This window comes from Streptomyces sp. NPDC047515, assembly GCF_040643055.1.
In the GTDB taxonomy this organism is placed as follows: Bacteria; Actinomycetota; Actinomycetes; order Streptomycetales; family Streptomycetaceae; genus Streptomyces.
In genome coordinates, this window is record NZ_JBEYTM010000032.1 from 26719 (window position 1) to 48848 (window position 22130).

Below are 22130 nucleotides of genomic sequence, written 5' to 3' on the forward strand. Positions count from 1 at the left end.
CGACGGCACCGCGCATCGCATCGCACCTGGGCGTCCGTTTCCCGCCGGTGCGCGTACGGCACAAGGACTTTCCTTGTCCCTGTCGGAACAACGACCCGAGCACAAGGAAAACACCATGACCAGCACCGACAGCAGCACGACCAGGACCGCACTCGTCACCGGAGGCAGCCGGGGCATCGGTGCCGCGACCGCCCTGCGGCTGGCCCGGGACGGCGCCGACGTGGCGCTGACGTACGTGCGGGACGAGGACGGCGCGAGGGCGGTCGTCAAGGAGATCCAGTCGTACGGCCGTCGCGGCATCGCCCTGCGAGCCGACTCGGCGGACCCGGATGCCGCCCCGGCGGCCGTGCACCGTACCGCCGAGGAGTTCGGCCGGCTCGACGTCCTGGTCAACAACGCGGGCATCGGCGTCCTCGGCCCCATCGGCACCCTCACACCCGCCGATGTGGACCGAGTACTGGCGGTCAACGTACGGGCGGTCTTCCTGGTCTGCCGCGCCGCGGCCGGGCTGATGGAGAGCGGCGGTCGCATCATCTCCATCGGCACGGCCCTGAGCCGGTACGCGGGCGGTACGGGCTCCACCCTCTACGCGATGAGCAAGGCGGCGCTGGCCGGTCTGACCAAGCCGCTCGCCCGTGAACTCGGCCCGCGCGGCATCACGGTCAACCTGGTCCAGCCCGGCCCGGTCGACACGGACCTCAACCCGGCCGACGGCCCGATGGCCGCCGGGCAGCTCGCGGCGACCGCGCTGGACCGGTTCGGCACTGCGGACGAAGTGGCCTCACTGATTGCCTACTTGGCCGGCGCCGAAGCGGCGTTCATCACGGGCACGGAGGTGACGGTGGACGGGGGCCACGCGGCCTGACCGGCTGCGTGACGGGGGATTCCGGCCGGCGCCCCGGGCCCCGGCCGGATCCCGGGGGCCACGCGCGCCACGAGGCAAGCTGGGGCCGGGCCCGTCGGCATCCGTCCCGTCGGTGGGTCCGTGCCGGTCGACGCGGACGCACCGACGCGCGGATCACCGCGAGCGCGGGGTGAGCTCCGTCATCCGGGACCAACCCTCGCCCGGCACCTCGACGTTGATGATCTCCGGCGTCTTGGAGACAAGATCCGCCATCCGGTCCATCGCCGCGGCGAAGTGCTGCGACTTCACATGGGCCTGACCGGCCTCGGCGGAGGCGAACGCTTCCAGCAGGACGAACTCGTCCGGGTTCTCGACACTGTAGGACCACTCGAAGAACAGGTTGCCGGGCTCCTTCCGGGTGGCGAGGGTGAAGTCCTCGACGGCCGGGAGCCAGTTGTCGCGGTCGGCGCTGTGGACGGTGAACCTGACGGCGATGAAGATCATGCCATCAGAGTCCCACAAGCCCTCAATGCGGCCCTATCGGACGCACCGGGACGGGGTCGGCCGGACCGGAACGCGCCCCGGTCCGGCCGACCCGTCCGGGGCGCGGGCACGGCATGACCCCCGCGCCCCCGTCCGGCCCCGATCCGCCGGGTGGACGCTGGGGTCTTCCGTTCGGATCAGGCCGGATCGGCGAGCGGTGCCGGGGCACGCGAGCCCGGCGTGATCCGAACGAGAGGCCCTAACCGCCGAGCTCGCGGTGGCGCGCGGCCAGTCGCGCGGCCCCCTCCTCGGTCGGCGACCCGAAGAGCCGCAGCCGGGAGATGCCGCCGTCCGGGAAGATGTCGATCCGGATGTGCGTGGCCCGCACCGCCTCCGGCAGAACGAAACGGTGGTTCGTGTCGGGCTGGAGCCGGGTCCGGGGCAGCACCTCGGTCCAGTCGCCGCTCTCCCCGTCGCGGGGGGAAAGGCCGGCCCAGCCCGCCGAGTTGCCCTTCAGATACGCGGTGTCGATCTCGACGGCGCGGATCTCCGCCTGCTCGACGAGGCGGTAGCGGATCCAGTCATTGCCCCGGTCGCGCCGTCGGCGGGTCTCCCAGCCGTCGTCCATCTTGCGGGACCTGCCCGGCTGGATGGTGTTGGTGGCCGGTGAGTAGAACCGGTCGGAGGCGTCCTCGACCGTGCCGCCGTTCTCCAGGGCGACCAGATCGAAGGTGCCGAGGGCGGCCAGCCAGCCGGGGTCGGGGGTGACGTCGCCGTACACCCGCAGTCGGGCTGTCCCACCGTCGGGATGCTGATTGACCCGCAGGTGGGTGACGCGCTGCTCGGCAGCGACGACGAAGCCATTGGCGGCATGCCCTCCGACCGCCGTACGCGGTACGAGCGTGGTCCACTTCACCTCGGGGGCGAGGAGGTCTTCGGGTGACGGGGAGCCGGGGACGCAGGCCGCCTCGACGGAGACCGCCTGCGGGTAGTTGCCGCGGAAGTGGGCCGTGTCGACGACGATGCCGCGTACGACTCCGGGCGCGCCGAGCCGCACCAGCGCCCAGTCGTGGTCCTCGTCAGCGGGGTGCGGCCGGTCGGCGTCGGCACCACGTCGGCGGCGGGTCTCCCAGCCGTCCATGATCTTGCCCTTGTGGCCGAAGCGCTCGGGGTCGAACTCCGCGGGCTCCGGCTTCAGCAGGTTCTCGCGCTCGGCGAAGAACTCGTCATTGGCGGCGATCACCCCCGCGCCGAGCCGCCGGTCGGCGAGGTCGACGAGGCCCGTGAAGGGGAAGTCGGCCGTGCGGTAGTCGGCGTACGGGTCACCGCCGCCGTACGGGTTCGCGTCGCCGGTGAAGCGGACTGTCGCCGTCATGGTCAGTGCTCCCTTTCCAGAAGGCGTCCGGTGGGTTCGGCGACGCTGCCGTCGGCCGCGATCCGTACACCGCGCAGCCAGGTCGACTTCACGACGCCGTGCAGGCTCTTGCCCGCGTAGGCGGTGACCTGGTTGCGGTGGAAGAGCTCCGCGGGGTCGACGGTGAAGGTCTCGTCGGGGGCGAGGACCGCGAAGTCGGCGTCCCGGCCGGCCTCGATGGCGCCCTTGCGGGTCAGCCCGGCCAGCTCCGCGGGGGCGGCCGACATCCAGCGGACGACGTCGTCGAGCGAGTGGCCGCGCCTGCGGGCCTCGGTCCAGATGGCGGGAAGGCCCAGCTGGAGGGAGGAAATGCCGCCCCAGGCGGAGGCGAAATCCGGCGTCTTGAGGTCGGTGGTGCACGGCGAGTGGTCGGAGACGATGCAGTCGATCGTCCCGTCGGCCAGCCCCTGCCACAGCGTGTCCTGGTTGGCGGCCTCCCGGATCGGCGGGCAGCACTTGAACTCCGTCGCACCGTCCGGGACCTCCTCGGCGGTGAGGGTGAGGAAGTGCGGGCAGGACTCGACGGTGACCCGTACACCCTCACGCCTGGCGGCGGCGATCATCGGCAGGGCGTCGCTGGAGGACAGATGCAGCACATGGACCCGGGCGTTCAGCCGCCTGGCGTGTGCGATGAGTCCCTCGATCGCGGTGTTCTCGGCGTCACGGGGCCGGGAGGCGAGGAAATCGGCGTACGCGGGCCCGCTGCGCTGCGGCGCGGACGCCAGATGGCGCGGGTCCTCGGCGTGCACGATCAGCAGGCCGCCGAAGCCGGCTATCTCAGCCATGGACCGGGCCAGCTGCTCCTGATCGAGCGCCGGGAACTCATCGACGCCGGAGGGCGAGAGGAAGCACTTGAAACCGAAGACCCCGGCCTCGTACAGCGGTCGCAGGTCCTTGACGTTGGACGGGATCGCACCGCCCCAGAATCCGGTGTCGATGTGCGCCTTGGGGGCCGCCACCTGCTGCTTGGTGCGCAGGTGGTCGACGGTGGTGGTCGGCGGGAGGGAGTTGAGCGGCATGTCGAGCAGGGTGGTGATGCCGCCTGCCGCCGCCGCGCGGGTGGCGGTGTGGAAGCCTTCCCACTCGGTGCGGCCGGGGTCGTTCACATGGACATGGGTGTCGACGAGTCCGGGCAGCAGGACGTCGTCGCCGAAGTCCTCCAGCCGGGCGCCGACCGGCACCTCGCTGTCGTACGGCAGGACGGCGTCGATTCTCCCGTCGGCGACGGCGACCGCCACGGGGCGCGTCCCGTCCGGGGTGACGACACGCGTCGAGCGCAGTACCAGATTCACGTCCGCACCGGACACCCGTGCTCCTCATTTCGGACTTTCGACCACTCGAATTCAACGAACTGTTGAAGGAGTCTTCACTCGGGATTCGGGCCCGTCAAGACCCCGCTCCCCTCGTGGGACGACCGGTGGACCACCCGCAACCCACAACTGGAGATTTCCACAAAGTAAAAGACCTATTCCGGAGAGTGGAACGTAACATGGAACCAGTGCGGCATCGCAGAACCGTCCCCCGGACTGCAGACACCCGGACAAACGGGCTCTGACCGGCCAGGATGCCGCACCCGGAGCAGTGGGCCGATCGGGAACCGCCCGGTAGGCTGCGGGGTGCCTCGCCGGGCGGGGCACCCGCACTTCCGCCTCGAAAGGACCGTTGACGTGCCGCCGTCCCACGCCAGCACATCCGACTCCAAACCCGCCGCTTCGAGCGGTGGTGTGCAGTCCCTTGAGCGTGCATTCGATCTGCTGGAACGAATGGCGGACGCCGGGGGCGAGGTCGGGCTCAGCGAACTCTCCGCGAGCAGTGGGCTCCCGCTGCCGACCATTCACCGTCTGATGCGCACGCTGGTGATCTGCGGATACGTACGCCAGCAGCCGAACCGCCGCTATGCGCTCGGCCCGCGCCTGATCCGGCTCGGCGAGTCCGCGTCGCGGCTGCTCGGCACCTGGGCCCGCCCGTATCTCGCGCGCCTGGTCGAGGAGACCGGCGAGACCGCGAACATGGCGCTGCTCGACGGCGACGAGATCGTGTACGTGGCACAGGTGCCGTCCAAGCACTCGATGCGCATGTTCACCGAGGTGGGCCGACGGGTGCTCCCCCACTCCACGGGGGTCGGCAAGGCGCTGCTCGCGCACACACCGCCGGAGGAGGTGCGGGCACTGCTCGCCCGTACCGGCATGCCGGCCGCCACCGACAAGACGATCATCACTCCGGACGGCTTCCTCGAAGCGCTGGAACAGGTCCGCAGGGTCGGTTACGCGGTGGACGACAACGAGCAGGAGGTCGGTGTGCGCTGCCTGGCGGTCTCGGTGCCCGACTCCCCCACGTCCGCCGCGATTTCGATCTCGGGTCCGGCCGGCCGGGTGACGGAGGCGGCCACGGAGCGGATCGTGCCGATTCTGCAGCAGGCCGCAAAGGAACTGTCCGACGCGCTGGCCAGCAGCGGTACCACGGGCTGAGACAGCGGGGGCCGATATGTGTGGAGGGGGCGGCCGGGCCGCCCCCTCCACACATATCTCAGGCCGGTGTGGGCACGGTCAGACGGCCGTCGTCCATCGTGACGGCGCGGTCCGTCCGCTCCAGATGGGCCCGGTCGTGCGTGACCATCACCGTCGCCGTCGACCGCTGCCGGGTCAGATTGACCAGCAGTTCGAGCACGGCAGCCCCTCGCTCGTGATCGAGCGCGCTGGTCGGTTCGTCGACGAGCAGCACCGCCGGCTCGTTCATCAGGGCCCGTGCGATGTTGATCCGCTGGCGCTGCCCGCCCGAGAGCTGATGAGGCCTGCGGTCGGCCTTGTCCGCGAGGCCGACCGCGTCCAGCAGTTCCAGCGCCCGGCCGCGGGCGCCGCGCGCGGCCCCGCCCGACAGATGGGTCATCACCTGGAGCTGTTCGGCCGCGGTGAGGGACGGCAGCAGATTGGGCTGCTGGAAGACGATGCCGACGCTTTCGCGGCGCAGCGCCGCCTTCTCCGCGCGGCCGAGGCCCGCGGTGTCCGTACCGGCGACGACGACCCGCCCCTCGTCCGGTGTGACCAGGGTCGCCGCCACCGCGAGAAGGCTGGACTTGCCGGAACCCGACGGTCCGACGACCGCGGTGAGCGAACCGGCGGGGACGTCCAGCGAGACCCGGTCCAGGGCGGTGAGCCGGCCGTCGCCGTCGGGGTAGGTGAGGGTGACATCGGCGAGGGTCAGGGTCATCGGGCACTCCCGAGTGCGGTGAGCGGGTCGACGGCGGTGATCCGCCGGATGGACAGTGCCGCCCCGACGGCACCGAGGACGATCATGACGGCCGCCGGGACGAGGACGGTCGCCGCGTCGAGGACGAACGGCACGGCACCGCCGCTGACCACCGCGCCGATCCCGGAGGCGAGCGCGGTGCCCACTGCGGTACCGATGGCGAGCATCACCACGGCCTGCCCGAGCGCGTCGCGCAGCAGATACGGGGTGGAGGCGCCGAGCGCCTTGAGGACGGCGACATCGCCACTGCGCTGGATCGTCCAGACCGTGAAGAAGGCGCCGATGACCAGGGCCGAGATGGCGAAGAGGAAGCCTCGCATCAGCTGGAGCGAGCCGTTCTCGGCCTGATAGGAGCCGATCGCGGTGAGGGAGTCCCCGAGGGAGAGCGTGCTGGTGCCCGCCGCCTTGTCGCCCGCGGCGAGGTCGGCGCCGCCGGTGGTGGTCAGGGCGATCACCGTGGCGTGCGGGGCGCGGCCGGCACCGTCGGCGCCGAAGCGCTGCCAGTCGTGGAGCGAGGTCCACACCACCGGCGTATGGCTGTACGAGGCGTCCGTCGCGACCGCGGCGACGGTGACTTCGGTGCCGCCGAGGCGCAGCCGGTCTCCGACCCCGGCAGCCAGGTCGTCCGCGGCCCCCCGGGACAGCACCACCTTCCCCGTGCCGACGGACGCGGCGCCCTCGGGCGCCAGTCCCGCGCCGGGCTCGACGCCGAACGCCGAGACGGCGGCCGTGCGCTTGCCCTCGACGGCGGCGGCGTTGAGGGTGCGGATGCCGAGCGGCTCCGCGTCGCTCACACCGGGCCGCTCCGCCCAGCTCCGCCAGGCACTCTCCTCGACGATCGAATCGGTGAAGGACACCGACCGGCCGTCGGGCGGGGCGGCGAACGCGAGGTGGTCGGCGTTCAGCCCCGTGACGGCCGAGGTGTTCTCCCTGGCCAGACCGGCCGTGAGACCGGACAGCAGGCCCACGAGCAGCGTGATCAGGACCACGACCGTGCCCATGAGCGCGAACCGGCCCTTGGCGAACCGGAGATCTCTCCATGCGACGAACATGCTTCCAGCCTGCAGCGCCGACCGTCCGGAAACATCGCGCGGCGGTGGGGCCCGACATCAAACTTTCGATTGACCGGGCGCGGGCACCGCCCGTCTACGCTGGAGGAATCATGGATTCCCGTGCCCACCCCCCGGTCACCGCCGCGCTGCGGCTCTGTCTGCACGCCCTGCTGGTGGGACTGCTCGCTCTCGCGGCGGTACGGGCCGTCGGTGACGGGACGCCGCACGCCGCCGTCGTCGTCGTGGTCACCTGCGTGATGGCCGCCGGGTACGCGGCGGGTGCGCTCGCTCCCGTCGTACGGCCGCACAGCCGCGCGGCCGCCCTGTGGCTGGGGCTGTTGTGCGCCCTGTGGCTGGCACTGCTCGTGCTGTCGCCCGACGCCCTGTGGGTGGCCTTCCCGCTCTACTTCCTGCAGTTGCATCTGCTGCCGACGCGCTGGGCCCTGCCGGTCGTCGCGGTCACCGCTCTCGCGGCCATCGCGAGCTTCGTGCTGCACGGCCAGGCCGTCAACCCCGGCACCTTCATCGGTCCGCTGCTCGGTGCGGCGGTCGCGGTCGCCACGGTTCTCGGGTACGAAGCGCTGTTCCGGGAGAGCGAACGGCGCCGCGAACTCATCGAGGAGCTGATGTCGACCAGGACGGAGCTGGCCGAGGCGGAACGCACGGCGGGCACGCTCGCCGAGCGTGAGCGGCTGGCCCGTGAGATCCACGACACCCTGGCGCAGGGCCTGTCCAGCATCCAGCTGTTGCTGCGCGCCGCCGAGCGCACCCTGTCCGCCGATGCTCCCGCCACCGCGCACGTCCGCCGGGCCCGGGAGGCCGCACAGGAGAATCTCGCCGAGGCCCGCCGCTTCGTCCGTGCCCTGTCGCCGCCCGACCTGGAGAACGGCTCCCTGGCAGCCGCCCTGGAACGGCTCTCGTCCCGCACGACGGGCCCCGGCCTCATGGTGCAGTTCGCGGTCAGCGGCAGCCCGGTGGAGCTGCCGACCCCGTACGAGGTGGCGCTGCTGCGCACCGCCCAGTCCGCGCTGGCCAACACGGTGCGGCACGCCGGGGCGCGGCGCGCGGAGATCACTCTCAGCTTCATGGACACCTCGGTGTCGCTGGACGTCGTCGACGACGGCCGCGGGTTCGCCCCCGGGAACGGGCCGGCCGCCGCGGCCACCGACACCGGTGGCTTCGGTCTGCCCGCGATGCGTTCACGGGCCCGTTCGCTGGGCGGCACGCTCAGTGTCGAGTCGGCGCCCGGTCAGGGCACGGCCGTCGCTCTGACCTTTCCGCTTCCGCTGCCCGACGGCCGGCCAGGACAGGACGCCGCATGACCACCCCCATCAGGCTGCTGCTCGCCGACGACCACCCGGTGGTACGGGCGGGCCTGCGGGCCGTGCTCGACACCGAACCCGACTTCCAGGTGGTCGCCGAGGCGGCCACCGCCGAGCGGGCCGTCGCGCTCGCCGCGACCGGTGGGTTCGATGTCGTCCTCATGGATCTGCAGTTCGGCGCGGGCATGCACGGCTCCCGCGCCACCGCGGCCATCACGGCGGAAGCGGGCGCGCCCAGGGTGCTGATCCTCACCACGTACGACTCGGACGCGGACATCCTCGCCGCGGTCGAGGCGGGCGCCACCGGCTATCTGCTGAAGGACGCCCCGCCGGAGGAACTGGCGGCGGCGGTACGCACGGCCGCGGGCGGCCGGTCGGCGCTCGCCCCGGCCGTCGCCCACCGTCTGATGGACCGCATGCGGACCCCGGCGCAGGCCCTTACCAAGCGGGAACTGGAAGTCCTGCAACTGGTCGGCGAGGGCCTGTCGAACCTGCAGATCAGCAAGAAGCTCTTTCTCAGCCAGGCGACGGTGAAGTCCCACCTGGTGCACATCTACGCCAAGCTCGGCGTCGACTCCCGGACCTCGGCGGTGGCGGCGGCGACGGCCCGTCGGCTGATCCGCCGCTGATCCGCCGCTCGCCCCGCCCATCAGCCGCGCGGCGGCTCGCCGAAGAGATCCACGGCGACCCGTACGTCCCGGAGCGCGGGGGCCAGTGCGCTGACCGAGCCGATCGCCCCCGCGATCAGCAGCAGCGAACGGCGCAGGCGCGGAATCTCGGGTGCGCCGCTGGTGGCCATCTCGTCCAGCGCGGCCAACTCGTCCTCGGCGATGCCCCGGTCCGGGAACTCCGCGGGGTGCCCCGCGAGCTCCCGGCGGAGTCGGGAGACGGCCGTACGCAGCTCCGTCACCCTCGGATCCTCACCACTGCTGGTCACTCGCGTCTGCCCCACGCTTCGCAACAAAGCACTCCCCCTCGCACATCCTTGTGCCAGTTTTCCGACCGGTTCCCGGACCGTGGTCAAGTGTCCGGAGATGCCCGCAAGTTAACGCCATGAAAGGTGTCGCGCGCCACTCCGCGGACGGAAATCAGGGGTCCCGTACGGGTGATGCGCGGATCGCTCCGTGGACGTCGCCGCCCGGCCCTCACGCCCTCTCGCGCCGGTTCCCGCTTGCGCGAACGGGGCGTGTCTGAGGTATCCAGTCCGCATGACTCGAACAACACCGGCACCGGCGGTCGCCGGGCTGCTGCTCGCCGCGGGCGGCGGGCGGCGGCTCGGCGGCCGGCCCAAGGCACTGCTCGAACACCGCGGCCGGCCACTGGTGGAGCACGCGGTACGCATGCTGCGGGAGGGCGGCTGCCACCACGTCCATGTGGTCCTGGGTGCCGCCGCCGAGGAGGTGGCGGCACGCGCCGACCTCGCCGGCTGCACGGTGACCGTCAACCCCGAGTGGACCGAGGGCATGGGCTCGTCGCTGCGGGCGGGACTGGGGGCGCTCTCCGGTACGGGGGCGGACGCGGCGCTCGTCCTCCTGGTCGACCAGCCCGGCATCGGCGCGGACGCGGTGGCACGGGTGCGATCGGCGTACCGCTCCCGGACGAGTCTGGTGGCCGCCTCGTACGACGGGGAACGCGGCCATCCGGTGCTCTTCGGTGCGGACCGATGGGCGGACATCGCGGCGGGCGCGGTGGGCGACCAGGGCGCTCGGGCGTATCTGCGGGCACACCGCGATGCGATCACGCTCGTCGAGTGTTCCGATGTGGCTCAGGCGTACGACATCGACACGGTGGAGGACCTGAAGCACCTTGAGTGAACGGGCTGGCACGCTGCGCCAGCATCACCCCATTTCTGTCGACCCGGAGAATCTCGACATCAACAAACCATTGAACTTCCACCATGAGGAAACTACTATCCACTGGTCAGAAGCCCTCTGCACCTCAGACGGCGCCCACGGCCGTATCTCGGAGCCCTGGCACGCCGTGCCATTTCAGGCGACCCGGCGGCCGTGAGACGCCGCCCGCACCGCCCGCTGAAGGAGTGACAGCTCATGTCCGCACCAGCGCCGTCCCCGCTGGCCATCGTCGATGCCGAGCCCCTGCCCCGGCAGGAGGAGGTCCTGACCGACGCGGCCCTCGCGTTCGTGGCCGAGCTGCACCGGCAGTTCACGCCCCGCCGTGACGAACTGCTCGCCCGCCGTGCCGAGCGCCGCGCCGAGATCGCCCGCACGTCCACGCTGGACTTCCTGCCCGAGACGGCAGCGATCCGCGCGGACGATTCCTGGAAGGTCGCGCCGGCCCCGGCCGCGCTCAACGACCGCCGGGTGGAGATCACCGGTCCGACCGACCGCAAGATGACCATCAACGCCCTGAACTCGGGCGCCAGGGTCTGGCTCGCCGACTTCGAGGACGCGTCCGCCCCCACGTGGGAGAACGTGATCCTCGGCCAGCTCAATCTGATCGACGCGTACACCCGGAGCATCGACTTCACCGACCCCAGGTCCGGCAAGTCGTACGCCCTCAAGCCCGCCGACGAGCTCGCGACGGTCGTCACCCGCCCCCGCGGCTGGCACCTGAACGAGCGTCACCTCCAGCTCGACGGCGCCCCGGTGCCGGGCGCGCTGGTCGACTTCGGCCTCTACTTCTTCCACAACGCCCAGCGCCTCATCGACCTCGGCAAGGGCCCGTACTTCTACCTGCCGAAGACGGAGTCGCATCTGGAGGCCCGCCTCTGGAACGACATCTTCGTCTTCGCCCAGGACCGCCTCGGCATCCCGCGGGGCACGGTCCGCGCGACCGTCCTCATCGAGACGATCACCGCCGCGTACGAGATGGAGGAGATCCTCTACGAGCTCCGCGACCACGCCTCCGGGCTGAACGCCGGCCGTTGGGACTACCTCTTCTCCATCGTCAAGAACTTCCGTGACTGCGGCGCCAAGTTCGTCCTCCCGGACCGCAACGCGGTGACGATGACCGCCCCGTTCATGCGCGCGTACACCGAACTCCTCGTCCGCACCTGCCACAAGCGCGGCGCGCACGCCATCGGCGGCATGGCTGCCTTCATCCCGTCCCGCCGCGACGCCGAGGTGAACAAGGTCGCCTTCGAGAAGGTCAAGGCCGACAAGGACCGCGAGGCCCACGACGGCTTCGACGGCTCCTGGGTCGCCCACCCGGACCTGGTCCCGATCGCCATGGCCTCCTTCGACGCGGTCCTCGGCGAGAAGCCGAACCAGAAGGAGCGCCTGCGCGAGGACGTCTCGGTGGCCGCGGGCGACCTGATCGCCATCGACACCCTGGACGCGACGCCCACGTACGACGGCCTGCACAACGCCGTCGCGGTCGGCATCCGCTACATCGAGGCATGGCTGCGCGGCATGGGCGCGGTCGCCATCTTCAATCTGATGGAGGACGCGGCCACCGCGGAGATCTCACGCTCGCAGATCTGGCAGTGGATCAACGCGGACGTGGTCTTCGAGAACGGCGAACACGCCACGGCGGACCTGGCCCGCAAGGTCGCCGCCGAGGAACTCGCCGCGATCCGTGCCGAGATCGGCGACGAGGCCTTCGCGTCCGGCAAGTGGCAGCAGGCCCACGACCTCCTGCTCCAGGTCTCCCTGGACCAGGACTACGCGGACTTCCTGACACTGCCCGCGTACGAGCAGCTGGCCTGAGAGCCTGCCGGGCCCGCTGACGAGCTCCGCCCCCGGTACCGCACAGCACCGGGGGCGGAGATGTCCCTGCCGTCGTGGCGGACCGGCCGGGCAGCCCGCCGCTGCGTGAGGTCCGGCGCGGTCGGGGCGGGTGTCAGGCGGTCGCCGCGTCCCTGTCCGCCTTGGCCGCCGACTCGTCCAGCGACTTGAGAACAGCGGCGGGGTCGCCGCCCTTCAGCACGGCCTGGCCCACATCGGTGCGTATCACGCCCCTGACGGCCGGCCAGGACCGCATGTTCACCGGCGCGAACTGCGCGTCGGCCAGCTGATCGATGAACGGCCACAGCGGTCGCCCGGCGGACCTCGCGCGCGCCGCGTCCGACGCGGAGTACGTCACGGGAAGCGCCGACTGACCGCCGTCATAGGTCAAGGCGGACTTCCCGCTGTAGAGGAAGGCGAGGAACGCACCGCATTCCTTGCTGTGGCCGTCGCGCTTGAACGCCATCAGCCAGTCGCTGAGCCCCAGCGGCGCGGCGGCTCCGCCGTTCTTCCTGGGGAACGCCGCATGCGCGTAAGGGACCTTGGCCCGGTCCGCCGCACCCATCAGCACGGGGTGGGCGATCAGCACCCCGATCTCGCCCCGCAGGAACTGCGCGTACGCGGCCGTCCTGTTGAGCTCCGCGGGGGCGGGGCCCGCCAGCCCTCCGGCGACGAGCTCGTCCCGCAGCCAGGTCAGGGCCTCGATGTTGGCCGAGGTCGCGAAGTCGTACCCCGAGAGCTCCCCCGTACAGCCGCCCCCGGCCGCCAGCAGCCAGGACAGGGCCTCGTCGTCGGCCGCCTCGGGGCCGAACTGGAGCCCGTACGGTGTCTTCACGCCGATCCCCTTCAGGGCCTCGGCAGCCGCTCGCAGCCCGTCCCACGACGTGGGGGCGCCGTCGACGCCGGCCCGCCGGAAGAGCTCCTTGTTGTAGAAGAGCCGGGGCGTGCTGGCCAGGGAGGGGACCCCGTACGTGGCGTTGTCGACCGTGCCCGCGTCGGTGAAGGACCGGATGAAGTCGGCCTGAGTGGCGATGTCGAGCTGCCGCCGACGCATCGCTCTTGCCACCCCTTGTTGTTCCTACCTCACATGCCAGTGTTGGCAGATTCTGCCATACAGGCACATTGCGCCTTCTGCGAGGTGCCTTCAGGGCATAACCTGATCCGTATGCAAGGTGGCTCACTGACCGAGCGGCGCAAGGCCGCCACCCGACTGGACATCGCCCGTACGGCGGCGGCGCTCTTCGTGGAACACGGCCTGCGGACCACGCGCGCCGAGGACATCGCGCGCGCCGCGGGCGTCGCCCCGCGCACCTTCTACCGCTACTTCGCGACCAAGGAGGAGGCCATCACCCCCCTGCTCACCGCCGGGGCCTGGCAGTGGGTGGAGGCGGTGCGGGACGCCCCGGGCGCCCTGTCCGTGCCCGATGCGCTGCGGCACGCGGCAGCCCGCACGCTGACTCCGGACCCGGACGACGCGGCGGCCTCGGAGTCCTTGGCCTGGGTGCGGTCCCTCCTGAGGATGGCGGTGGACAGCCCCGCCCTCCAGTCGGTCTGGAACGACGCGTGCCACGACTCGGAGGTCACCCTGGCAGCGGTGCTCACCGCGCGTGCCGGACTCCCGGACGGAGCGGACCCGCTGGACATCCGGCTGACGGCCGGGGTCGCCGGCGCGGCAGTGCGGGTGGCGGTGGAGACCTGGGCGGCGAGCGACGCCCCGGCGACGGGCCCCCTGGGCCCCGCGTCGCTGGCCGAGCGCTGTCTCTCCGCCGCCGAAGGCGCGCTGAAGGGCGCCTGATCCCACCGGTTCGCGGAGCCCGCCCGGGTTCCGCGAACCGGCGACCGGCCTGCCGCGTCGACTACTTCAGACCGGTGTCCAGCGCGTTGAGCAGCGTGCCCTGTGCCGTGTCACCCGACATCTCCCAGACCATGACTCCCAGCAGACCCTTGGACTTCACGTATGCGGTCTTCCTGCCGATGGACCAGGTGTCGTCGAAGGACCACCATTGGTTGCCGGTGTAGCCGTACGTGGAGACCGACTGTTCGTCATGATGGACCGTCATCGTCGGGTAGGCGCCGATGAGATTGGCGTATCCGCGTGTTCCGGCCTCCTCCGCGAACTGGCCGGGGGCCGCGCCTCCCGCCGGCTGCCATTCGCCCGCGACACCGCCGTCGGTGACGTTCTGCCAGCCGCGGCCGTAGAACGGGATGCCGAGGGTCAGCTTGCGGGGTTCCACGCCCGCGTCGGTGTACGCCTTGATGGCGGCGTCGGCGCTGAAGTGGAAGTCGTACGGGTCCTGGTCGTCGGAGTAGAGGTTGGCCTGGTGGCCGGTGCGGTTCGGCTCCCAGGAGTTGTCGCTGCCGGAACCGTGGAAGTCGTAGCCCTGGACGTTGGCGACGTCGAGGGAGTCGAAGACCTTGTTCAGCTCCCAGCCCTCGCCGATCTTCTGCGGGTCGGCGGGGGTGAAGGCGGTGAGCAGCCGGTGGCCGCCGCCGAGGGCGTCCATCTGCTTGCGGAACTCGGCGAGCAGGAGGGTCAGGTTGGCCTTGTCGTCGGGCGAGTAGTGGTTGCCGGGGTGTCCGGTGCCGGTGCCAGGCCATTCCCAGTCGATGTCGAATCCGTCGAAGATGCCGGCCGCCGTACCGGGGCCGCCGGCGCCGTTGTACTCGGGCAGGTTGCCCTTGAGGTACATGTCGACACACGAGGACACGAACTTCTTGCGGGAGGCGTCGGTGGCCGCCACGTCGGAGAAGTACTTCGAGTAGGTCCAGCCGCCGAGCGAGATGACGATCTTCAGGTTCGGATGGAGCTTCTTGAGCTTCTTCAACTGGTTGAAGTTGCCGCGGAGTTGGGCCCAGCCGTCGTCCGCGACGCCGTCGACGGACTGGGCGGCGCTGAACGGGCGGCTGTAGTCGGCGTCGGCGTCACCGGCGCCGGTGCCCTGCTCGGGGTCCTCGGGGTCGGCGGTGGTGCCCTTGGTGACGCCGTTCAGGCAGGTGAGGTTGGTGGGGTCGATGTTGGCGAAGGCGTAGTTGACGATGTCGAGCTTGTCCGCGGCGCCGGAGTCGTGGAGGTTCTTGACGAAGTACTGGCGGCCGTAGATGCCCCACTGGACGAAGTAGCCGACCTTGGCGTAGTTGCCCGCGCCGACTATGTCGTCGGTCTTCACCGTGAGCGCGTTGCTGGCCGGGGAGGCGTTGTCCGCCGCGTCCCGGGCCTTGACGGTGAAGGTGTACGAGGTCGAGGGCGAGAGCCCCCCGATGGTGGCGGTGGTCGTGGTGCCGGAGACCGTGGTGGCGAGCCCGCCGTCCCGGTAGATGCCGTAGGCGGCGACCCGCTGGTCATCGGTGGAGGCGGTCCAGGCCAGGGTGACGGACGAGGAGTCCGCCGCCGTGGAGTGGAGCGAGCCCGGAGCGGTCGGCGGAGAGGTGTCGGTGGCCGGGTCGACGGTGGTGACGGCCAGCGGGGCGCTCTCGTCGGAGGTGTTGCCGCGGGTGTCCCGGGCCCGGACGGTGAAGGAGTAGGCGGTGGCGGGGGTGAGCCCGGTGACCGTGGCGGTGGCCGCCGCGGTGGCGGTGCCGAGCACCTTGCCGCCGGCCAGGATGTCGTACGACGCCACGGGGAAGTCGCCCGCGGTGGCCGCCGTCCAGGACAACGACGCGGTGCGGGCGGTGACGTCGGTCTGCTTCAGCCCGCCGGGGGCGCCGGGCGGCACGTCCGCGGAGCCGTCGCACTTGTCCCCGTTGATCCGGCAGCCCGTCGGCGGGGAGATCGGCCCGGTGGCCACGAACCAGAAACTGTACGGTTCGGAGGTGCTGTGCGCGGCGATTGTCCCGTTGTAATGGGCGTTGACGGCGGTGACGTGGCTGCCCTGGGTGGTGACGGTGCCGTTGTACGAGGTGTCGATCGCGACCCCGGCCGGCAGGTCGAATTCGAGGCTCCAGCCGGTGACGGCGGCGTCGGTGTCGTTGTGCAGGACGTAGGTCCCCTTCCACCACGAGCCGTTGTCGACGGAGGTGAACGTGGCCGTCAGCTTGCCCGCCGCGTGCGCGGGTACGGCCTGCAACGACAGCAGTGCGAGAAGGAGCCCGAGAACGGCGACGACGGCGGTCGCCGTTCTCCCTCGGAAGGTCATGTGCTCTGACAAGGTGTTTCTCCCTTGGGGCAGGGACCGGTGAGGCGGTCCTGAAAGGGGAGCGGAGGCGTACCTGGTGCCATGGAGCACAGCGGAAACTAAAAGGTCTGGACCAACTCGTCAAGAGGTACAGACCATTTGATGATGCCGAACCCCTTCGTCCGGCACGCCGGGACAGCCTCCTCGTGCGCGTGCACCGGCGCCGCACATCACCCGGACCGGCCGGTCCGCCGCACGCGGCTCACCCCCGGCGCCGCCACCAAGTCCGGGACTGGTGTGCGAATTCGAGGCGACCATGGCTGTGATCACGCACGGCAAGGCTGTAGCGCAGAGGTCGTCGCGCCCTAGCATCGAGCTGGAGGACGTCGGTTCGAATCCGACCGGCCTTGCCACCTTTCGTGGAGCGGAGTCGATGGCGTCGGTTCGTCCCGGGCGGGCGGAGAACGAGGTCGTCCGCTCCGGGCCGGGTGCCGACGGGGACCTGGGGAGTAGTGATGTTGCAGCCGATGCCCGTGCGCTGTCCCGCGATCGAGCACCCGGACATTCCGCTTGCCGACGCGGCCCTGCTGGATCCGTTGCTGAGGCGGCTGGACGCGACGCGTCCCGTCGAGGCCGACGAGACGTTCGCGCTCGGCGCACTCCGCAGCGACGGGCGGGTCGACCTGTGCAAGCAGGGGCTCGGGGCAGCCGGAGCGGCCCGGGTGGTGCCCGCCTTGGCGCGCTCCCCGCACGCCGTGCACGTCCTGCTCGGCACCAACGCGCTGGGCGACGAAGGAGCGCGGGCCGTCGCCGATGCCCTCGCCCCCGGCGGACACGGTCTGCGCACGGTCTACCTCGGCTGCAATCGCATCGGAACCGACGGAGTCACGGCGCTCGCCGACGCACTCGCCGAGGACGACACCGTCCGGGCCCTGTGGCTGAAGCGCAACCCCGTGACCGACGCGGGTGTCCGGGCGCTGGTCCCGATGCTGCGCCGCAACACCGTGCTGCGCACCCTCGACCTGGTGAACACCGGGCTCACCGCCGACGGTCTCGGCGCGCTGCTCGCCGTGCTCACCGAGCGGTCGCAGCCCGTCGAGCGGCTGTTCCTCGGCGGCAACGGGCTCGGCCCCGACGCCGCGCCGCTGCTGGCCGCGCTGATCCGGGACGCGGGCGTGCGGGAGCTGTATCTGCCGTCCAACCACCTCGGCGACGCCGGAGCCGCCGTGCTCGCGGCCGCCGCCGACCCCGCCCGCCCGGTCCGGCTCGGTCTCGGCGGCAACGGGATCGGGCCCGCCGGGGCGCGCGCCCTGGCCGACGCGCTCGACGGGATCGAGGCGCTCGACCTGGGCCGGCCGCCCTCGGAGCGGACCCTCGGGGCCAGCCCCAACGTCACCGGGGACGCCGGCGCCGACGCGCTGGCCGGGGCGCTGCACGGCACTCCGCTGCGACGGCTGGAACTGCGGCACACCGGACTCACCGGGCGCGGCGCGAAGACCCTGCTCGCCGCCGTCGACGCCGGATCCCTCCTGGAATACGTGGGGTTGGGCCCCGGCCTGCCCCGCAGGGTGAAGCGGTCCTTCGCGGCGCGGCTGCGTCCGGACCGCGGCACCCATGCCGACCTGCGCGCGGTCAGGAGCGTCTACCGGTGAGCCGGGCCCCGATGGCGGCGGCCTTCGCCCCGGAAGTGCTGGCGAGTTGGCGGCAAGTGCGCCGGTACGCGGTGCCCCGCTCGGTGATCGAGGAGTCCGCCGTGCGGCGGGCCGCCGGTGACTGGCGGGGAGCCTGCGCGGCAGCCCGGTTCGACATCGGCTTCGAACTGCCGGAGGTCGCCGCGTGGTACGGGTCCGAGGTCGCCGGGGCGCTGGCGGACGACCTCCGGCGCCTGGTCCCCGACCTGGTGCGCTGGCACCTGCCGCGGTCGCTGGGCGGGCGCTCCACGCTCTCCGCCGGGCTCACCGTGGTCCTGGCGGGCTACGGCGCCGCGGACGCACCCGGAACCAGGGCGTCCGGGCCGTATCTGCATCTGCGCACCCCGGTGCTGACCGAGGGTCCGCAGCGGATCTCGCTCAGGTTCGGCGCGGTACGGCGGACCGGTTCTCCCGCCGTCTTCCGCCCGGGCGTCGTGGACTGGCGGGTGTGCCGACCGCTGTGGGACGCGCGGCGCACCGACGAGCTGCGCGCCCGCGCAGGCGGCGCGGACCGGCTGCCGTTCCTCCGCGCCGACGGCGCCCCGCTCGCGCCGGAGGAGCTGCCCGCCGACGACCCGGGCGCCGGCGATCCGGTGGCCCGCGCCGAGTGGGTGACGCTGCTGTACCGGCAGGGGCGGGTGTCCGACGCCCTGGCGGCGGTCGGCATCGAGCTCGATCCGACCGAGCCGCCCAGGCCGTTCTGGAATCACGCGGAGCCGGAGACGGTGGTGGGACAAGTGGGGCTGGACGTGCCCCGGCTGGCGGCGGAGGCCCGGCGGTTCGCGGCCCTGTACCCGACGGCCTTCCTGCAGATCGGCAAGGACTGGCGCACCAGCGTCCTGCTGGAGCTCACGGGCCGGGCGACGGCGGCGGGCCCCTGATCAGGGTCGTACGCGAGGCGGCCCCGGACACGGTCGTCCTTCCCGACAGCCTCTCGCAGGAACTGCCGGATCTCGGCCTGCTGCGGTCCGGCGCGCTGACCCCGGACCAGCTGCATCCGCTGGTCGCCGGCGCCCTGTTCCCCGGCGTACGGACGGCGGACGGCCCTCCCCCGCCGCCGCGCCCCCAGCCGGTGCGGGTGAGGTGCCGCGGGGGATGGCACGAGGTCGCCTTTCGCGACGGACGGCTCGGCTTGCCGCACAGCGAGCAGGAACGGCAGCGTGAGAACGCGCTGCGGGCCTTCGGCGGCGCGGTCACCGGCTGCTTCGCGGTGGAGCATTCCTGTGTCACGGGGACCGGCCGGCTGCCCAAGGCCCTGCGGGCGCAGCGGCGGGACCTCTTCCTGCGCGTCGAGCACGGCGACACGGCGGGGGTGCTGGAGCTGCTGGACGCGGGGGTGGATCCGCGGATCCTGGACGGCGGGCGGCGCAGCCTGCTCCATGTGCTGCACCTGCTGGACCACGAGGAGCTGTTGCCCCGGCTACTGGCCGCCGGTCTCGGTCTGGAGGCTCTGGACCACCGGGGGCGCACCCCGCTCTGCGCGGCGGTCGGCGACCGCGGTTCGGCGGGACTCGTGACGGCGCTGGTCGGGGCGGGGGCCCGGATCGACATCACCGACCAGATGGAGCTGTCGCTGGCCCAGCTGATCCGCATGTACCGCCGTACGGATCTGGAGTTCCTGCGGGAACGGGTGGAGAAGGAGCACCCGGGCATCGGCGCCGAGTGGTGGGACGAGTGGCAGGAGGAGCGGGAAGAGCGGGAGAGGGAGGGCGAGGAGGAGTGAGCACCGTCGCCGCCCGTGACCCGGCCGCGCAACCGCCCGTGCCGCCGTCCCCCGCCGCCGCATCCAGGCGGGCGCCCCGGCCGTCCTCGCCGGACGCCGCGCCCGTCCCGCCGTCCGCGGCCGCCGCTTCGGGGCCGCTGGCCGCCGCCGACGAGCTCAACCGCAGGCTGCGGTCGACCCGTACCGAAGCCGCCGGCAATCCTCAACTGGAGGCGCTGGCCCTAGCGGTGACGGCCAATCAGCCAGTGCTGCTCTGGGGTGAGCCGGGCATCGGCAAGTCGGCCGCGGCCTGGAACAGCTCGCCGCCGGGCTCGGTCTCGGGCTGGAGACGGTCATCGCCAGTGTGCACGAGCCGTCCGACTTCGCCGGGCTGCCGGTCGTCGGTGCCGACCCGGCCGTGACCGGGGTGCCGATGGCCCCGCCGGACTGGGCGGTCCGGCTCGCGCGCGCGGGCCGGGGGCTGCTGTTCTTCGACGAGTTGTCCTCCGCTCCCCCGGCCGTGCAGGCGGCGCTGCTGCGCGTCGTGCTCGAACGCCGCGTGGGCAGCCTGACGTTGCCGGAGTCCGTACGCATCGTGGCGGCGGCGAATCCGCCGTCGAGCGCGGCGGACGGCTGGCACCTCAGCCCGCCGCTCGCCAACCGTTTCGTGCACCTCCAGTGGACGCACGATCTCCGCACCGTCGCACGCGGCATGGCCGGTACATGGCCGGAGGCGGCCGTCCCCGTCGTCGATGCCGCGAGGGTCGCGGGCTCGGCGGCGCGGGCCCGTGGCGCGGTATCCGGCTTCCTGACCGCGCGGCCGGGGCTCGTCCATCACATTCCGGCCGACGCGGAGAGCCGGGGCCGGGCCTGGCCGTCCCCCCGGACCTGGGACATAGCGCTGCGGCTGCTCGCCACCGGGTACGCGACGGGCGCCGGGCGGGAGGCGCTGGCCGCCGCGCTGACCGGGGCCGTCGGGGACGGCGCGGGCATCGAGCTGCTGTCCTACCTGGAGAACCTCGACCTGCCTGACCCCGACCGCGTACTGGCGAACCCCGACGCGTTCGCCCTGCCCGAACGGGGCGACCGGCAGCTGGCCTTCCTCATCGCGGTCGTCGCGGCCGTCCAGGGCGATCTCACCAGGCCTCGCTGGGAGGCGGGCTGGACGGTGCTGGCGAAGGCCGTCGACGCGGGTGTGCCCGATGTGGCGGCCAGGGCGGCGATGGACCTGGCGACGATGCGGGACACCGACTGGCCGGTGCCGGAGGGCATCGACGCCTTCGTGGAACTGCTGCAGCTGTCCGGCGCGCTGCCGCAGAGCGGCTGAGTCCAGAACGCCGGTGCCGGAACCGGAAACCGCCCCGGAGAGGCCTCAGTTGGACACGACCAAGCTGCTCGCCGCCCGCTACCGGGCGGCGACCGACCGTCCCTACCTGGCGTCGGCCCTCTACGCCCTGACGGTGGTTTCGAGCACCGGTGTCCCGACCATGGGTGTGGACCGGCACTGGCGCTGCTACGTGTCACCCGCCTTCGTCGACGCGACACCGGTGGCGGAGCTCGCGGCGGTGTGGCTGCACGAGGTGGCGCATCTGCTGCGCGACCACCATGGACGCGCCGACCGGCTGCCCGCCGCCGACCAGCGTGACCACCGTCGCCTCAACGTGGCCCAGGACTGCGAGATCAACGACGATTTGATCGCCGACGGGCTGCCCCTGCCGGCCGGCCGGATGGAGCCCCGGCTCTTCGGCCTGCCGTCCGGGCAGCTCTTCGAGACGTATCTCCCCGGGCTGCCACCGGGCCCCGACTCGCTCGACTGCGGGTCGGGCGCCCATGGGCGACCGGTGCCCTGGGAGCTGACCGGGGCCGACGGGCCGACCCGTCTCGGTCCGGTCGAGGCGGAGGCGCTACGGCGCCACACCGCGGAGGCCATGCGCGCGCACCGGCGCAGCCGGGGCACCCTCCCGGCGGGCTGGGAACGCTGGGCGGACCAGATCCTGGAGCCCACCGCCGACTGGCGGCAGGCGCTCGCGGGCGCGGTCCGGGAGGCCGCCGCGTGGGCCGCCGGGGCGATCGACTACACCTACCGTCGCCCCTCCCGCCGCAGTGCGGCGCTCCAGGGCGTCGTGCTGCCCAGCCTGCGCCGTCCGCTGCCCCGGGTCGCCGTCGTCATCGACACTTCGGGGTCGATGAGCGACGAGGAGCTCGCCTCGGCTCTGGCGGAGGTCACCGGGGTGCTGCGGGAGGTGGGCGTCCGGGGCAATCGCGTCACCGTCCTGGCCTGCGACGCCGATGTGCAGAGCGTGTCCCGGGTGACGGCCGCCGAACAGATCACCCTGGGCGGGGGCGGCGGCACCGACATGCGTGTGGGCATCGCCGCCGCCCTGGCGGCGCGGGACCGTCCGAACATCGTCGTCGTCCTGACCGACGGCTACACCCCCTGGCCGGACGAGGCCCCTTCGTGCCGGCTCGTCGCGGCGCTCATCGGCGCGAACGCCCCGCGGCCCCCGAGATGGGTCGAGACCGTTCGCGTCACGGGCTGAGCTTCGCGTCACGGGCTGAGCCGGGAGGGGACGTCCCG

Annotated in this window: 19 protein-coding genes, 1 tRNA gene and 1 pseudogene; 13 read left to right on the forward strand and 8 right to left on the reverse strand. The window is 72.2% G+C overall.

Annotation, left to right across the window (positions count from 1 at the left end):
* Positions 1–115 precede the first annotated feature (115 nt).
* A complete protein-coding gene (locus ABZ826_RS24505) occupies positions 116–865 on the forward strand; it encodes an SDR family oxidoreductase (RefSeq protein ID WP_361452095.1) in 750 nt (249 codons plus the stop codon).
* 153 nt (positions 866–1018) lie between these two features.
* On the opposite strand, the gene ABZ826_RS24510 is transcribed toward ABZ826_RS24505, so the two are convergent.
* The 3 genes from ABZ826_RS24510 to allB form a co-directional block, all read right to left on the reverse strand.
* Positions 1019–1348 (reverse strand): putative quinol monooxygenase, encoded by a 330-nt coding sequence (locus ABZ826_RS24510; protein ID WP_361452098.1) that lies wholly within the window; start codon positions 1346–1348, stop codon positions 1019–1021.
* Between the two features lie 238 nt (positions 1349–1586).
* Positions 1587–2702: an allantoicase gene (gene alc, locus ABZ826_RS24515; protein WP_361452100.1), complete on the reverse strand. Its 1116-nt coding sequence runs from the start codon at positions 2700–2702 to the stop codon at positions 1587–1589.
* A 2-nt stretch (positions 2703–2704) separates the two neighbouring features.
* A complete protein-coding gene (gene allB / locus ABZ826_RS24520) occupies positions 2705–4048 on the reverse strand; it encodes an allantoinase AllB (protein ID WP_361452103.1) in 1344 nt (447 codons plus the stop codon).
* Between the two features lie 360 nt (positions 4049–4408).
* On the opposite strand from allB, the gene ABZ826_RS24525 reads away from it, so the two are divergent.
* Positions 4409–5209, forward strand: coding sequence for an IclR family transcriptional regulator (locus tag ABZ826_RS24525; RefSeq protein WP_361452106.1), 801 nt, complete (start codon positions 4409–4411; stop codon positions 5207–5209).
* Between the two features lie 58 nt (positions 5210–5267).
* Here ABZ826_RS24525 and ABZ826_RS24530 read toward each other — a convergent pair whose 3' ends face one another.
* Positions 5268–5948, reverse strand: a complete 681-nt coding sequence (locus ABZ826_RS24530; protein WP_361452109.1) for an ABC transporter ATP-binding protein — start codon at positions 5946–5948, stop codon at positions 5268–5270.
* Positions 5945–7039, reverse strand: a complete 1095-nt coding sequence (locus ABZ826_RS24535) for an ABC transporter permease (RefSeq protein WP_361452112.1) — start codon at positions 7037–7039, stop codon at positions 5945–5947. Before ABZ826_RS24535 ends, ABZ826_RS24530 begins: the two co-directional genes overlap by 4 nt.
* A 110-nt stretch (positions 7040–7149) precedes the next feature.
* Between ABZ826_RS24535 and ABZ826_RS24540 the strand changes: the two genes are divergently transcribed.
* Complete coding sequence (locus tag ABZ826_RS24540; RefSeq protein ID WP_361452115.1) at positions 7150–8361, forward strand: sensor histidine kinase; 1212 nt, start codon at positions 7150–7152, stop codon at positions 8359–8361.
* The gene (locus tag ABZ826_RS24545; RefSeq protein WP_361452118.1) at positions 8358–8990 is read left to right on the forward strand and encodes a response regulator transcription factor; all 633 of its coding nucleotides are present in this window, start codon (positions 8358–8360) and stop codon (positions 8988–8990) included. The genes ABZ826_RS24540 and ABZ826_RS24545 overlap by 4 nt, the downstream gene beginning before the upstream one ends.
* A gap of 20 nt (positions 8991–9010) precedes the next feature.
* On the opposite strand, the gene ABZ826_RS24550 is transcribed toward ABZ826_RS24545, so the two are convergent.
* Positions 9011–9313 carry a DUF5955 family protein gene (locus tag ABZ826_RS24550; RefSeq protein ID WP_361452121.1) on the reverse strand — a complete coding sequence of 101 codons (303 nt, stop codon included), beginning with the start codon at positions 9311–9313 and terminating at the stop codon, positions 9011–9013.
* A 256-nt stretch (positions 9314–9569) separates the two neighbouring features.
* Here ABZ826_RS24550 and ABZ826_RS24555 point away from each other — a divergent pair, with 256 nt between their 5' ends.
* Complete coding sequence (locus ABZ826_RS24555) at positions 9570–10175, forward strand: nucleotidyltransferase family protein (protein WP_361452124.1); 606 nt, start codon at positions 9570–9572, stop codon at positions 10173–10175.
* 234 nt (positions 10176–10409) lie between these two features.
* Positions 10410–12029: a malate synthase A gene (aceB, locus tag ABZ826_RS24560; RefSeq protein WP_361452127.1), complete on the forward strand. Its 1620-nt coding sequence runs from the start codon at positions 10410–10412 to the stop codon at positions 12027–12029.
* 133 nt (positions 12030–12162) lie between these two features.
* Here aceB and ABZ826_RS24565 read toward each other — a convergent pair whose 3' ends face one another.
* A complete protein-coding gene (locus tag ABZ826_RS24565; protein ID WP_361452130.1) occupies positions 12163–13101 on the reverse strand; it encodes an extracellular solute-binding protein in 939 nt (312 codons plus the stop codon).
* 111 nt (positions 13102–13212) lie between these two features.
* On the opposite strand from ABZ826_RS24565, the gene ABZ826_RS24570 reads away from it, so the two are divergent.
* Positions 13213–13842, forward strand: a complete 630-nt coding sequence (locus tag ABZ826_RS24570; RefSeq protein ID WP_361452133.1) for a TetR family transcriptional regulator — start codon at positions 13213–13215, stop codon at positions 13840–13842.
* 61 nt (positions 13843–13903) lie between these two features.
* Here the strand turns inward: ABZ826_RS24570 and ABZ826_RS24575 are convergent, their stop codons facing one another.
* Entirely contained in the window at positions 13904–16192 is a 2289-nt protein-coding gene (locus ABZ826_RS24575; protein WP_361452136.1) for a glycosyl hydrolase family 18 protein, read from the reverse strand.
* A 304-nt stretch (positions 16193–16496) separates the two neighbouring features.
* Here ABZ826_RS24575 and ABZ826_RS24580 point away from each other — a divergent pair.
* The 6 genes and pseudogenes from ABZ826_RS24580 to ABZ826_RS24605 all read left to right on the forward strand — a co-directional run bounded on the left by ABZ826_RS24580 (position 16497) and on the right by ABZ826_RS24605 (position 22092).
* A tRNA-Arg gene (locus tag ABZ826_RS24580) sits at positions 16497–16572 on the forward strand.
* A 102-nt stretch (positions 16573–16674) separates the two neighbouring features.
* Complete coding sequence (locus tag ABZ826_RS24585; protein WP_361452139.1) at positions 16675–17811, forward strand: gala protein; 1137 nt, start codon at positions 16675–16677, stop codon at positions 17809–17811.
* A complete protein-coding gene (locus ABZ826_RS24590) occupies positions 17808–18731 on the forward strand; it encodes a hypothetical protein (protein WP_361452142.1) in 924 nt (307 codons plus the stop codon). Before ABZ826_RS24585 ends, ABZ826_RS24590 begins: the two co-directional genes overlap by 4 nt.
* A 251-nt stretch (positions 18732–18982) precedes the next feature.
* Positions 18983–19573 (forward strand): hypothetical protein, encoded by a 591-nt coding sequence (locus ABZ826_RS24595; protein WP_361452145.1) that lies wholly within the window; start codon positions 18983–18985, stop codon positions 19571–19573.
* Positions 19574–19710: 137 nt separating this feature from the next.
* A pseudogene (locus ABZ826_RS24600) lies at positions 19711–20879 on the forward strand (sigma 54-interacting transcriptional regulator).
* Between the two features lie 49 nt (positions 20880–20928).
* Positions 20929–22092 (forward strand): VWA-like domain-containing protein, encoded by a 1164-nt coding sequence (locus ABZ826_RS24605; RefSeq protein ID WP_361452148.1) that lies wholly within the window; start codon positions 20929–20931, stop codon positions 22090–22092.
* The last annotated feature ends 38 nt before the right edge of the window (positions 22093–22130 follow it).

Bases quoted from the DNA above. Each gene is read 5' to 3' on its own strand.
- ABZ826_RS24505 (WP_361452095.1), top strand. From the start codon at position 116: ATGACCAGCACCGACAGCAGCACGACCAGGACCGCACTCGTCACCGGA.
- ABZ826_RS24510 (WP_361452098.1), bottom strand. From the start codon at position 1,348: ATGATCTTCATCGCCGTCAGGTTCACCGTCCACAGCGCCGACCGCGAC.
- alc (WP_361452100.1), bottom strand. From the start codon at position 2,702: ATGACGGCGACAGTCCGCTTCACCGGCGACGCGAACCCGTACGGCGGC.
- ABZ826_RS24530 (WP_361452109.1), bottom strand. From the start codon at position 5,948: ATGACCCTGACCCTCGCCGATGTCACCCTCACCTACCCCGACGGCGAC.
- ABZ826_RS24535 (WP_361452112.1), bottom strand. From the start codon at position 7,039: ATGTTCGTCGCATGGAGAGATCTCCGGTTCGCCAAGGGCCGGTTCGCG.
- ABZ826_RS24540 (WP_361452115.1), top strand. From the start codon at position 7,150: ATGGATTCCCGTGCCCACCCCCCGGTCACCGCCGCGCTGCGGCTCTGT.
- ABZ826_RS24545 (WP_361452118.1), top strand. From the start codon at position 8,358: ATGACCACCCCCATCAGGCTGCTGCTCGCCGACGACCACCCGGTGGTA.
- ABZ826_RS24555 (WP_361452124.1), top strand. From the start codon at position 9,570: ATGACTCGAACAACACCGGCACCGGCGGTCGCCGGGCTGCTGCTCGCC.
- aceB (WP_361452127.1), top strand. From the start codon at position 10,410: ATGTCCGCACCAGCGCCGTCCCCGCTGGCCATCGTCGATGCCGAGCCC.
- ABZ826_RS24565 (WP_361452130.1), bottom strand. From the start codon at position 13,101: ATGCGTCGGCGGCAGCTCGACATCGCCACTCAGGCCGACTTCATCCGG.
- ABZ826_RS24570 (WP_361452133.1), top strand. From the start codon at position 13,213: ATGCAAGGTGGCTCACTGACCGAGCGGCGCAAGGCCGCCACCCGACTG.
- ABZ826_RS24585 (WP_361452139.1), top strand. From the start codon at position 16,675: ATGTTGCAGCCGATGCCCGTGCGCTGTCCCGCGATCGAGCACCCGGAC.